A 12,810-nucleotide genomic window follows, 5' to 3' on the forward strand; every position below is an offset into this window, starting at 1 on the left:
GTTTAGTTTTCACTCCCAGCACTATAAGGTTTTAAGTCAAGCCCAAGTAAAACTTTTTCTCTATCTGACAGATCTCCAATAACTCTTCTTAAAGGCGGTGGAAGCTGCTTAACAAGAGTTGGAGTTGCCATTATTTTTTCATCTTCAGCAAGTTGAGGACGTTCTAAAACATCGACAACTTCCATTTCGTACTTTGTATCAAGTTCTTCTTCACATATTTTTCTTAAGTTTGCAATTGCCCTCTGAGAGCGAGGAGTCTTACCGGTCACATAAAGCCTAAGTAGATACAAAAATAGCACCTCTCTTAAAATTAAATAAATAAATTTTGATTCATATAACGTATAACATTCTGTAATAAAGCATTAAATAACCTAAAATTTCAATAACTAAGATCCTTCCCTCATCAATATAAATTTTTATATTGTGCTCAAGCATACTTTTATTAAGCTTCCTTAAAGCTTCTGTATAAATATCTAAAATATCTTTGGGCAGCGCCATCAAGTGATATAGTTCTCTAGCCATCTTATTTATTTCTTTTGATATTTCAAAATCTCCATTGCTTTTTTCCTGATAAATTCTTTTTCTTACAGCCTCTGTTAGTAATTTATAAAACTTTTCTAAGAGGTTTTTAAATGTATCCGGCAAAGTTACTTTGATTGGCAATTCTTTTGTTTGCTCTAAAACTTTATCCCCAAATTCTTTTTTTGCAAAAAAATCTTCTTTGATATTTAATTCGCCTTTTAATAACGATGATTTAAATGAATGTTCAGTTTTGTTATTTTTCCTAAACTTTTTCTCCTTTAAGATTAGCTCCATTTGATGGACAAGTTCTGATTCTTCAGGGGCTTTTAATAAAGCATCAATTTTACTTAACAGATAATAGTTTTGATCACTTTGTCCTTTAACTTCATATGAATTATAAATAACAAATATACTTAGCTCGCTATCTAATCTCTTCAAGTAGGAAACCTTATCCAATATTTTATCATCTAGTCTTAGAGTTACAAAAAAAACATTAGTAGTCTGAAACTCATTCCATAATAATTGACTAATCTCGTTAAAGCTACACTGGCAGATTTTTTCATCAATATAATTTTTTGTAATATAATTTACTACCTGTTCATAAAAATCATTCTTTTCACCAATTATCAAAAAACTCATTTTACTAGTTCCTTTCAAAATTATATCTACTTTCTATTTATTTGACGTAGTATAATTCTACGAAAATCATGAAAATTCCTACAAAAAAGCATAAATTAATAAAAATTATTATTCCAAATTTTCATCAAGGTCTTCTATTAAATCATTTACATCTTCTAAGCCAACTGACAGCCTGATCAAATTATCCTCAATTCCTAACCCTTTTCTCACATCGTCTGGCACAGAACCGTGGGACATAGTAGTAGGATAAGATATAATGCTTTCAACTGCTCCAAGGCTAACAGCCAAAACTGGGATTTTTACATTTTCCATCACTTTCAAAGCCTTATTTTTGTTTTTAACTTTAAAGCCAAGCACCGCGCCAAAACCATCTGCCTGCTCCAAATGTATCTCCCTACCAGGATGAGAGGGCAGTCCTGGATAGAAAACTTCTGCAACCCTACTATCTTCGCTAAGCCACTCGGCAATTTTTATCGCAGATTCTTCCTGCTCTTTCATTCTAGCTTTTAGGGTTTTAATACCTCTTAATGTCAACCAGCAGTCCTGGGGTCCAAGAACAGCACCAAAAGATGTTTGTACAAATTTCAACCTCTTAGCTAGCTTTTCATCATTCACAACTGCAAGCCCAGCCAAAACATCACTGTGCCCTGCCAAGAATTTAGTAGCACTGTGCACAACAATATCTATCCCAAGGTCAACAGGCCTTTGAAGAAGGGGTGACATAAAGGTATTATCTATTATTGATAAAAGGTTATTATCTCTAGCTATTTGGGCAGCCCCCTTCAAATCTGTAATCTTTAACAAGGGATTACTAGGAGTTTCTAAATAAACAGCTTTTGTGTTATTTTGAATAGCTTTTTCGATATTTGATAGATCTGTAGTATCCACAAAGGTTACTTCTATATCAAATCTATTAAATAATCCGGTTAAAGCCCTATAGGCTCCTCCATAGATATCAGCACATGCAACTATATGATCACCGGGGGCAAACAGCATGAATACCGATGAAATTGCAGCCATCCCAGATGAAAATGCAAATCCATGCGAGCCATTCTCCAAACTCGCTATGCTTTCTTCAAGAATCTCTCTAGTAGGGTTCTGTCCTCTAGAATACTCATACGGACCAATATCTGTAGCTTTTGTTTGCTTATAGGTAGAAGCATAATGGACAGGAGGTACGACAGCCCCAGTCATCTTATCAACTTCGTTACCAATATGAAGTAGTTTGGTTCCAATGTTCATTGATTTTTGCCTCCTTCTAAAGCTTTTTCTAAATCATAAATTAAATCTGACACACCTTCAATGCCAACAGACAGACGAAGAAGCTCATCTGTTATACCGATTTTTTCCCTGGTTTCTTTAGGAATATCTCCGTGCGTCTGCTCAGAAGGAAAAGTTATCAGTGATTCAACACCGCCAAGGCTTTCGGCAAATGAGATTAAATTTAATTTATTTAAAACTTTTGGCACTAGAGATCTATCTTTTACTGTAAAAGATATCATAGCACCATATCCCTGTGCCTGTTTATTCATAATTTCATATCCCGGGTGCTCGGGTAATCCAGGGTAAAACACTTTTTCTATTAAAGGGTGCTTATCAAGCCACCCGGCAATTTCTTTGGCATTTTGTTCCTGTCTGTCAAGTCTAATACCAAGGGTCTTTAGCCCCCTTAGCAAAAGCCAGCTATCCTGAGGTCCAAGCACTGCTCCAATAGAGTTTTGTAAGAACTCTATCTTTTCACCTAACTTTTCATCCTTCACAGCTACTATCCCGGCAACAAGGTCATTATGTCCGCCCAAATATTTCGTTGCACTGTGAATAACAATATCTGCTCCAAGCTGTATTGGCTTTTGAAAATAAGGGGTTAAAAAAGTATTATCTACAATTGTCATAAGATCATAACTTTTGGCAAGTTCATTAACCGCCTTTAAATCTGTTATTTTCATCAATGGGTTTGTAGGGGTTTCTACAAATATTGCTCTGGTATTTTTGTTAATGTTTTTCTCCACTTCTTCTAAATTATCTGTCGGAACATATGATACTCTCAAATCAAACTGACTAAAAACCTGATCAAATAACCTGTATGTTCCACCGTATAAGTCATCAGATACTATTATGTGATCATTACTCCTAAAAAGAGGTAATATACTTGTTATTGCCGCCATTCCAGAAGAATAGGCAAATGCTCTGCTTGCATTTTCAATTTCTGCAGCTGTCTTTTCTAAAGCTTCTCTTGTAGGGTTTAGGCTTCTAGAATAATCATAACCTGTGCTTTCTCCTTTTGACGGATGGCTAAAGGTAGCTGATTGATATACGGGAACGCTAATAGCACCTGTCTTAGAGTCAAAGTTAACTCCACATCTAGCAAGGATAGTATCTAGCTTCAATTCTTTCTCTTCTCTCATTTAGTCACACCTCCGGTTCACACCCATTTAATATTCCTTTAATCATATAGGAGTGAGGGTGATTTTGTCAAGAAAAAAACAAAGCCTTGATAAGCTTTGTTTTGTATAATGTGAATAAACTTTTTGCAGTACAATCATATTTTTACTTGTCTTAATTTAAGGCTCACGCCTTTGTATTGGCATGCTCATACATCTTGGGCCACCCATACCTCGTATCAACTCAGATCCTTCAAAGTCTAAGACCTTTACTCCGTTACGAGATAATATTTCGTTAGTGATTTCATTCCTGTTATAGGCCACTACTTTACCCGGGGAAACAACAAGAATATTATTAGAACCGCTCTGCTGTTCCCTGGATGATGTTAAATCATCACTTCCTCCCGAGTAAATTATTTGTATAGAAAAGCCAAATGCATTTTCTAATAATTTTCTAAGAGAGTTTTCTTTTTCGCACCTAATATATCCTTCTCCATCTTGATAGCCAGACGTTAATCTATAACAATGGACTTTATTCTCAATCCCTGGAAAAAGCAAAAATTTGTCCCGGTCTACCTGATTTAACACCATATCTAAATGAAGATACTGTTTCTTGAAAGGAATCTGAACAACAAGAACTTGCTTACAAATCCCTTTATCAATCAAAAGGTGTCTGGCTGCTTTTTCTATTGCTTCTTCAGTAGTTCTTTGACTTAAACCAACCATCACCGTATCCGAAGAAAGTACTAGTACATCTCCGCCTTCTAAACCTTTTGGCAGCGAAAATTCCATGCCTTTATCAGCGTTTGAAAATAAGGGATGATAGTAAGTCAAATATTTTATAAATAAACTTTCCCGTTTTCTTACTGGGTATACCATTGATGTTAACAAAATATTGTTATCAAGCATAACCCCTTGGTCTCTAGTAAAATACATACTGGGAAGAGGGGGAATATAAAAAGGAAATGAATGCTGTGTATAGTCACTCAATGATTTAGTTTTTTTTAAGTTTTGCACAAAGTTTTTGTTAAGCCCTCTTATCAAGGCATCAACTGTCTCAGATGGCGTTAACTGAAGTAAATAGTTATAAATAGCTTCCATTGTAAAGGGTTCAGTAATTCTAGATTCTTTTAGATTTTCTTTTATGAAGCTTACCCTTATTTCTTCATCTCTTAATATCTCCTCCATCAACTGATCTAAAAGAAGTACTTCAACGCCTTCTCCCCTCAACCTTTCAATAAATTGTTCATGCTCTTTTCTCGCACCATGAAGCCATGGTATTTCATTAAAAAGCATTTGTTCTAAATATGTAGGATATATATGCAGTAATTCTTTACCTGGTTTATGTAGTATGACCTTTTCAAGATATCCTATTTCGCTTGTCACCTTTGGATATGTTCCTACTTTCATGTTATTCCCCCATTTGAAGAAATTTAAATAATAAAACTTTGAATCTGGTGCAAAAAGTCTATTCACATAAGTAGAGTGTTTTTAATTAATACATCTAAAACTCGTCAGCAGTCGAAATAAGGCTTCCGCATCAAGATGTATTATAATTAAAAACAAAACTTTGCTCATATGACTTTTTCCTCAGTATTAGTTGTTCCCATTAAACAAAAAAAGATGCTAGCTTAGCTAGCATCTTTTTGGGATATTTCCTGTTTTTCCATAAGTTCTGTTAGGGTTAATATCTCTATATCTTGATCTACTGCATACTCTACAACAGATTTAAACTTATCCGTAGTTATACCGTAATCAAAAGGGTCGTCTTGAACATCATGGGTAAAAAATATAACTATTTTACGCTTCTCTATTGCCTTATCTATTAATCTTTTAAGTCCATCTGTCGAATGTATCCCCATATCAACCGCATCTAAAAATTTGTCCTCAAGAGGGAAAGGATTTAATGTGTTCTCTGCTTTTCTTACAGTTGTTCTATATGAAAAAAGTAAATCTTTTACTGTGTCATTGTAAGCACCGTGGGGTAGAGCATGATGTTCTGGTATATCTAATCCTTTCTTTTCAAAAGTTTCATTTACTTTCTCCATCTCCTGGTGTATATCTTGTTCGGTCAGTTCTGTCATATTTGGGTGGGAATATGTGTGATCTTCCACGTCCCATCCGGCTTCATCTAATGCTTTTATCTGCTCCCAATTCATATATTCACCTAATTTTTTTTCGGCAAAAATAGGAGATATATAGGTCACAGCTTGTATACCCTTTTCTTCTAAAATAGGATACACCACTTCATAATCTGTCTTATATCCGTCATCAAAGGTTAATATCATTCCGCCGTTGTCTAATACTTCTCCACTTTCATTATTCCTACCGTTATTGCGATCATTATTACTTTTACTTTCACCATTTCTATCAACATTTTGCTTTTCGTTATTTGTAGTCTCTTCATTAGTGTTGCAGGCAGTAAAATTTAAAAGACTTGCAGAAAGAATTAACATCAAGCTTATAGCTAGTAATCTCTTTTTCATCATATATCTACTCCTATCCCTATTGTATCATGTTATGCTTCTTTACTCTATCCACTAATTATAATAGATATTAACTATAATGTCATCACTCAAAAAGTATTTTAAATTTTAAATTTTTGTTAATTTTTATTTAAAAATCAAAATAAAATATATAAAAGCCAGTATACCATTGCTGAAATAGCTAGAAAAAAACCTAGTGGTATTTGAAAACGAACTTTTTCTTCATTTTCTAGATCGATCAATTTTAAGTTCAATGATAATTTAACTTTCACTTTTCGGCGAAATAAAATATATATTGATATAAATAAAAGTAATATACCTGTTCCTAAAATGGCTGAAGTCAAAATAGTATCCGGACCAACAAAAGAACCCAGGGTAGCAATCAACTTAATATCATTAAGACTGACCCAACCTAAAAAATAAGGTACTACCATCAAAATTGCACCAATTAATACCCCTAGAAACGCTGAATTAAACCCCTGATTTCCATTAAAGCCTACATTCACTAAAAAACCAATAACAAGAAAAACACCTACAAGAATGTTATATATTTTTTTAAATTTGACATTACAATACAAAGCCATGCTTAGAAAGATAAGCATCAAAAATGTTATTAATAATATATCTATTTTAATAATTGCTTTTCCTCCTTTCCGGTATTTAATTAAAATATTTAAGTTTATTCAGGAAGGAAATACATATTCCTGTTTATATAATGTATTCATAATATACTCTCCTGTTAATTTTTTAAGTTAATTAATGCTAAATGAAAAAATCATAGAGGAAACTGTCTTTTTTTGTAGAATCTAGTTACTCAAAATAGTCTATAAAAAGAGGTGTTAGCAAATTGGATAAAAGTCAAAAAATTATTATTACAGTAATAGTGGCCGCTCTTTTCTTTACAATCGGCACTGCCTTTCAATCATACTTCTCTCATGCAGATGCTCCACCAGATGAAGAAGTAACAAGCGAAAATGGAGACAAAAACGAAGATAAGGAAAAGGATACCAAAGAAGAAGACAAAAAAGAAGACAAAGATAAAAAATTAGAAGAAAAAGAAGAGGAAGAAAAAGAAGAAAAGCCTGCTCATGGTCTTGAGTTTAGTTATCCTGATGCTGTTCGGGGAATTTATCTTACTGGTCACTCTGCCGGTGGACAGAGATTTGACGATCTTGTAGAGCTTGTTGATAATTCCGATCTAAACTCAATGGTAATCGACATAAAAGATGATACGGGGAACATAACTTTTAAGCTTGAAGATACCCCTTATGATGATTACAGTAGAAATTATATTGGAGACCCAGAAGAAGTATTAAAGACTTTAGAGGAACATGACATTTATCCCATCGCAAGAATAGTTGTTTTTAAAGATAATGTTTTTACTGCTGATAACCCTGATCTTGCACTGCGTAACCCTGATGGTAGTTTGTGGACTAATAGAAGGGGCGAATCTTATGCTAACGCATTTAAGGAAGAAGTTTGGGAATACAATTTGGAAATCGCAAAAAAAGCTGCAGAAATGGGCTTTCAAGATATTCAATTTGATTATGTGAGATTTCCGGAAGGATTTGAAAATAGAGAAGATGAACTAGACTATAGTTTTGGTAATTATACCGAAGAGGAGCTAATGCCAAAGATTTTGGATGAATGGGAAGAAGAAATACAGGAAACTGAAGAAAAAATGGAACAAGCAGAGCAGCAAATTGAAGAGGATGTCGAAGACGACAGCGATGAAAAAGAAAATTCAAATGAAGAAAATAATGATAATAATGACTCAGATAATGAAGAAGAAAATGATGAGCCAGAGCCTCCAGAGTACAGCTATGGACTTGCAAGAACCCAGGCTATAACAGATTTTGTAGCCTATGCCTATGACGAGTTGAGCGAATACGATGTTGATGTTTCTGTAGATATTTTTGGATATACAGCTGTTGATATGGATGCTCATGGTATAGGTCAAAATTTCTTGGATATTAGCAGAAATGTAGATGTTATCTCCTCTATGATTTACCCAAGTCACTGGGGACCTGGTTATTTTGGAATATCTACACCTGATACAGAACCTTACAGACTTACTGAAGAATATATTATAAGGGAAAACAAAATTTTGGGGCAATTAGAAGATCCACCAGTGTCAAGACCTTGGATTCAGGACTTTACAGCCACATGGCTTGGGTCAGGCAATTACATCTCTTATGGCAAAGAAGAAGTTGAAGCACAGATTAGAGCATTGAATGAACATGGTGTTGATGAATTTTTATTATGGGACTCAAATAATAATTACACCAGAGATGTAGATTACACACCTCTTGAAGATTAGAGATTAGAAGAAAAAAAGGCCTAGACACCCAAAATTTGGGGGTTAGGCCTTTTTTTATATATCATACATCGTATTACACTTCTTCCTTTTACACATCGAGCACTTTTTCTATAGTAATTTCTCTATTTTTTTTCAGGTCTACAAATTCATCTCTCACCTTAATCAATGGTCTACCTGGCTCATCTCTATTAACCATTATTACCTCTGCTATACTTTCATCATTTAATAAAACTTTTGACCCTATAAAAAAGTCCATCAGCCTATTCATGAAAGTTCTAGAAACAAGTGGATCTAGCCTATTAAAGCTTTCTTTATTAAGATGCTCTATAGCTTTGAATACACCCTTTTTTTCTCTTTCAAACTTTACTGAAGTCATCTGATCAAATACATCAGCTACTGCAATAATTCTAGCAAAAAAGTGTATTGAAGAACCTTTTACTCCATCAGGATATCCTTCCCCATTCATCCGTTCATGGTGCTGTAATACTCCTTTGGCTACATTATCGTTAAACTTAGTCTGGCTTTTTATAATTTCGAAACCTTTTCTTGGATGTTCTTTATCTAGTTCTTCATTTTCTTTGCTTTGGCTAGTAGCCTGATCATTACTTTTAGTCATTGTTCTGCCCATATCATGCAAAAGCCCTGTTAAACCTATTTCTTGAACAACAGAGTCATCAAAGTCTAGCCATCTTGCAAGTAGAGAAGAATAGATACCTACATTAATACTATGCTGAAACAACCGATTATCGTCATCTTCTAGCTGAGTTAAGAGCTTGAAAAAGTAATAATAATCCTCTGTAAAATCCATCAGCTCTTTGGCTGTTTCTTTTACTTCTTGTTCGTATATTGTTTCTCCGCTCTCTAACCCTTCAATCATCTTGGAGACTTTTTCAACAGATTTATTATATTTTTCCTTGACCAATTTTTCTGTATCTCTTCTAGTTTGAACGACCTCTGCCTCTTCATCTTTTACATAAACACTTTCTACATGCCATTTGTCTAGATACTCAATAATCTTTTCCGTTACAATATTATCTTTTGGGTATAGTACCAAACCATCAGGAGAAACCACATCTTTGCCGAGCTTATATCCTGGTTCTAATTCAGTCACTTTTATCTTTTTCATTTTACTTACCCCCTGACATTCGCTTATCTACAATATTTTATTAGCCTTGTTAAAACTTTTGTTAAATCTTACTTAATAACTTTTCTAAAAATATCAAAATATACCTTCTTCTTTCATTAAAAGGGGTATAATAGACTAGTTTAATCTAAGTTAAAAATCCTATTTAAATTAATACAATAGTCCCGGGCCAATAAGCTTGTTTTCATATTAAAATTATTATATAGTTGAATTGCTAATAGATAAAAAAGGAGTTAAAAGAATGGTAAATTTAACCTGTCCTCGCTGTAATAGTGAAAATATTGAACAAAATAAAGTTAATAAAAACAATATAATAAGCGTCATTATTATATTGATAGTTTTTATCTTATTTTTAATGCCTGTACTCTCATATTTCTTGGCTGTATACTATTCAGTCTCTTTTGAATTATGTTATTTGTTTATAATAATAACCGGAGTAATAGTACTTTTCAGGGAATTTTTAAAGAGGCATAACTTTTGCAAGCAGTGTCTATACAAGTGGGATAACAAAAAATCAAAGCAAAAAAGTTACTAAGAATTTATTCGTCATACAAAATATTTTTTTCTTTTAGAACATCTATTATTTCTTTTGTATTAAAGGCAATCCCTCTCACTTCGTCTTCATTTATTTTTCTTGCAGCATATATAATTCCTACAACTTTTCCTTCATCATCAAAAATTGGACTTCCACTGCTCCCAGGATATATAGGAGCATATACTTCTAAAAGTGGCTCAGCATTTCCTGTTTTAACTACATTTACAAGTTTCCCTTCTTTGGCGATTCTTGTAAATCCTAAAGGGTTGCCTATAATTATCACTTCATCGTCAATCGACATGTTCGGATCTTCTGACATTTTGACACTGGGAAGATCATTTGCATCCTGTAATCTCAAAAAAGCCAGATCAAGATTAGTAGATGGGATTATTACCTCTTCAACACGATAAACTCCATCTTCTTCAAAAGTCACTGTCATCATACTACCATTTTCCACAACATGTCGGTTAGTGACTATAAATCCATCCTCTTTTATATTAAACCCAGACCCTCTAAAGGTTTCTTTTCTAACTCCAGGGCCCCCTCCACCGTCTACTTGTATTTGAACAACTGATTTTTGAAGTCCGGATATCTTGGGGTCCTCTAATAATTCTCCTGATTTATGTATAAAATCCAAAGGCGGCAAGGTAAATATCCTGAGAAAATTAGATAATACAAAAATAACAAATACGACCAATAGTACTGATCCTGTTATTCTAAAAAATATCTTTCTTCGTCTATATTGATCTTCTAGATAGCTTGAATCTTCGTCAAAGTCTTCTTCTGTAAATTCCTCTAATTCATCAAGTTCTTCAAATTCATTCTCGAAACTATCGTCTTTGTAATTATTATCTTTGTATTTCATATCTAGTCCTCTCTTTTAATCATTAAAATCTTATTTCAAAGCTATCATATTTACCCTCCGCTTCAAGCCACTCAGCATCAATTTTGTCAACTCTGCCGGTTCTGCTATTTTCTATTCTTGAATACAAATCCTTTAATTTTTCTTCCGTACCTTCACCAGCCAACTCTACTCGACCATCGGGCAAATTTCTTACAAAACCAACAATTCCTAGATCATCTGCCTGTTTTTTTACGTAGTTTCTCATACCTACTCCCTGAACAATACCTTCCAAATAAGCATGCAAACACTTTTTTGCCATATCAATAATCCCCCTTTCACTTAAGTTCTATTCTAAACTAATCAATCTGCTTCCTGTTCATAAATTCTCTCAAATTCTTTTTCGAGGGCTTTAAAACTTTCTAAAACCCGGGGACAAAAATGTTCTGGTTCGACCCTACCATCACCTTCGGTAATTATTTTATAAGCTTTTTCGTGGCTAAAAGAAGGTTTATACGGTCTTTTGCTTCTCAATGCATCATACACATCACATATTGCTACTAACCTAGCAGTAAAAGGTATCTCTTCTCCTTGCAAACCATAAGGATAGCCTGTTCCATCATAGCGTTCATGATGATACATTGCAATTTCTCTTGCCATTGCAAAATATGGAGAATCTCCCAGAATCAAAACACCATATATAGTATGGTTTTGCATTTCCATAAATTCCTCTTTGGTCAAAGGCCCTTCTTTTAGGAGTATATCAGGTCCTATTTTAATCTTGCCTACGTCATGCATTTTGGAAGAGTACGATAGTTCGTCTAGCCCTTTACCAGAAAAACCAAATTGTCTTGCAAGTAAAAGACTATATTTACTAATTCTTTTAATATGATTTCCTGTTTCAAAATCTACAGCCTCTGCAGCTCTTGAAAGAGCACCTGCTGTATATGTAAAAGCACTTCTAAGCTCTTTTGTCTGTTCATTCATTCTTTTGTATACAGTTATCTGGTTAACTAACCCTCTCAAAATTTCTTTTTGTAAAAAACCTATTTCAGCCATAAAGTTTACTGCCACTACAGACACATCTTCATAAGATGAGGTTATATAATTAACTACATCATTCAAATCCAATATATACCTATAAATATTACATGTCTCACATTTTAAAGAAAAGTAACTACTGTTTTCTTCTCTGTCAAGTTCCATCAAACATGAAGTAGTGCCAGTACCCCTCCTAAGCACATTACACATAACCGGCCCTTCATTTGAGGCCAAAATATAATTATCTACTAAAATATATCTGCTCATTTGGAACAGATATTTTCGACATCTTACATAATCATTTTCCCTTAAAAATATATAGACCACTTCAGGTGCAGAGATACTATACTCTGAAAAAAATACCTTATCAATTAATTCTTTTTCCACCGTTTCTAATTCGAACCACATCAGATCATACTTATCAAACATCTCTTCTGAGTATGATAGTATCTGAGTGAGGCTATTGTTAACTGTTTCTAATTCAAGGTTAGAAGTTCTAAGCTCTAGAAGGTTATTTAATCTATACCAGAGTTCTTTATCATCTAGGGGCAGATAATATATATCATCCACGCCTTTACTAAGCGCCTCAATCCTTTGCTCTCTTGTAATATTATTACTTACCAATATAATAGGAAGTTCAAACTTTTCCTTTTTGTTTCTTATTTTTTCACAAAGTTTTAATGAGTGTTCTGTATTATCAAAATCAATGATAACAAGGCGTAGAGACAAGTCAAAATTTATTGTATCTAACATTTCGGGGTCATTTTCTACCTGTTTAAGATTAACTCCCAAAGAAGATAATACTTGCTCCATAATATGTATTATATCCTCTTTTTTATTTGATATTACCAATGCATTTCCAGCTCTATACAAAGCGGTTTCCCCTCTTTCTACACAAAAA

12 protein-coding genes are annotated in these 12,810 nt (G+C 33.7%); 1 reads left to right on the forward strand and 11 read right to left on the reverse strand.

Annotated features, from left to right (window positions below; all coding sequences use genetic code 11):
* Positions 1 to 2 precede the first annotated feature (2 nt).
* The 7 genes from kaiB to ACONDI_RS15765 form a co-directional block, all read right to left on the reverse strand.
* Positions 3 to 290, reverse strand: coding sequence for a circadian clock protein KaiB (gene kaiB / locus ACONDI_RS10375; protein ID WP_241078475.1), 288 nt, complete (start codon positions 288 to 290; stop codon positions 3 to 5).
* A gap of 40 nt (positions 291 to 330) precedes the next feature.
* Complete coding sequence (locus tag ACONDI_RS10380) at positions 331 to 1,179, reverse strand: hypothetical protein (protein WP_241078476.1); 849 nt, start codon at positions 1,177 to 1,179, stop codon at positions 331 to 333.
* Positions 1,180 to 1,269: 90 nt separating this feature from the next.
* Complete coding sequence (locus tag ACONDI_RS10385; protein ID WP_241078477.1) at positions 1,270 to 2,403, reverse strand: trans-sulfuration enzyme family protein; 1,134 nt, start codon at positions 2,401 to 2,403, stop codon at positions 1,270 to 1,272.
* Positions 2,400 to 3,566: a trans-sulfuration enzyme family protein gene (locus ACONDI_RS10390; RefSeq protein ID WP_241078478.1), complete on the reverse strand. Its 1,167-nt coding sequence runs from the start codon at positions 3,564 to 3,566 to the stop codon at positions 2,400 to 2,402. The genes ACONDI_RS10385 and ACONDI_RS10390 overlap by 4 nt, the downstream gene beginning before the upstream one ends.
* Positions 3,567 to 3,722: 156 nt before the next feature.
* The gene (locus ACONDI_RS10395; protein ID WP_241078479.1) at positions 3,723 to 4,952 is read right to left on the reverse strand and encodes an arginine deiminase; all 1,230 of its coding nucleotides are present in this window, start codon (positions 4,950 to 4,952) and stop codon (positions 3,723 to 3,725) included.
* A 221-nt stretch (positions 4,953 to 5,173) separates the two neighbouring features.
* Entirely contained in the window at positions 5,174 to 6,028 is an 855-nt protein-coding gene (locus tag ACONDI_RS10400; protein ID WP_241078480.1) for a polysaccharide deacetylase family protein, read from the reverse strand.
* Between the two features lie 137 nt (positions 6,029 to 6,165).
* On the reverse strand, positions 6,166 to 6,630 hold the full coding sequence (locus ACONDI_RS15765) for a prepilin peptidase (RefSeq protein WP_338086446.1): 465 nt from the start codon (positions 6,628 to 6,630) through the stop codon (positions 6,166 to 6,168).
* 245 nt (positions 6,631 to 6,875) lie between these two features.
* On the opposite strand from ACONDI_RS15765, the gene ACONDI_RS10410 reads away from it, so the two are divergent.
* Positions 6,876 to 8,348: a putative glycoside hydrolase gene (locus ACONDI_RS10410; RefSeq protein WP_241078482.1), complete on the forward strand. Its 1,473-nt coding sequence runs from the start codon at positions 6,876 to 6,878 to the stop codon at positions 8,346 to 8,348.
* Positions 8,349 to 8,436: 88 nt separating this feature from the next.
* Here ACONDI_RS10410 and ACONDI_RS10415 read toward each other — a convergent pair whose 3' ends face one another.
* The 4 genes from ACONDI_RS10415 to ACONDI_RS10430 form a co-directional block, all read right to left on the reverse strand.
* Positions 8,437 to 9,474: an HD-GYP domain-containing protein gene (locus ACONDI_RS10415; protein WP_241078483.1), complete on the reverse strand. Its 1,038-nt coding sequence runs from the start codon at positions 9,472 to 9,474 to the stop codon at positions 8,437 to 8,439.
* A gap of 557 nt (positions 9,475 to 10,031) precedes the next feature.
* Positions 10,032 to 10,892, reverse strand: a complete 861-nt coding sequence (locus tag ACONDI_RS10420; protein WP_241078484.1) for a S1 family peptidase — start codon at positions 10,890 to 10,892, stop codon at positions 10,032 to 10,034.
* 22 nt (positions 10,893 to 10,914) lie between these two features.
* Complete coding sequence (locus tag ACONDI_RS10425; protein WP_241078485.1) at positions 10,915 to 11,190, reverse strand: acylphosphatase; 276 nt, start codon at positions 11,188 to 11,190, stop codon at positions 10,915 to 10,917.
* Positions 11,191 to 11,231: 41 nt separating this feature from the next.
* Positions 11,232 to 12,782, reverse strand: coding sequence for a response regulator (locus ACONDI_RS10430; protein ID WP_241078486.1), 1,551 nt, complete (start codon positions 12,780 to 12,782; stop codon positions 11,232 to 11,234).
* Between the last annotated feature and the right edge of the window lie 28 nt (positions 12,783 to 12,810).

Source organism: Natranaerofaba carboxydovora (assembly GCF_022539405.1).
In the GTDB taxonomy this organism is placed as follows: domain Bacteria; phylum Bacillota; class Natranaerobiia; order Natranaerobiales; family Natranaerofabaceae; genus Natranaerofaba; species Natranaerofaba carboxydovora.

What these genes read in the sequence shown, in the direction of transcription:
- ACONDI_RS10415 (WP_241078483.1), bottom strand. Translation starts at nt 9,474, where the DNA reads ATGAAAAAGATAAAAGTGACTGAATTAGAACCAGGATATAAGCTCGGC.
- ACONDI_RS10395 (WP_241078479.1), bottom strand. Translation starts at nt 4,952, where the DNA reads ATGAAAGTAGGAACATATCCAAAGGTGACAAGCGAAATAGGATATCTT.
- ACONDI_RS10420 (WP_241078484.1), bottom strand. Translation starts at nt 10,892, where the DNA reads ATGAAATACAAAGATAATAATTACAAAGACGATAGTTTCGAGAATGAA.
- ACONDI_RS10385 (WP_241078477.1), bottom strand. Translation starts at nt 2,403, where the DNA reads ATGAACATTGGAACCAAACTACTTCATATTGGTAACGAAGTTGATAAG.
- ACONDI_RS10400 (WP_241078480.1), bottom strand. Translation starts at nt 6,028, where the DNA reads ATGAAAAAGAGATTACTAGCTATAAGCTTGATGTTAATTCTTTCTGCA.
- ACONDI_RS10425 (WP_241078485.1), bottom strand. Translation starts at nt 11,190, where the DNA reads ATGGCAAAAAAGTGTTTGCATGCTTATTTGGAAGGTATTGTTCAGGGA.
- ACONDI_RS15765 (WP_338086446.1), bottom strand. Translation starts at nt 6,630, where the DNA reads ATGCTTATCTTTCTAAGCATGGCTTTGTATTGTAATGTCAAATTTAAA.
- ACONDI_RS10390 (WP_241078478.1), bottom strand. Translation starts at nt 3,566, where the DNA reads ATGAGAGAAGAGAAAGAATTGAAGCTAGATACTATCCTTGCTAGATGT.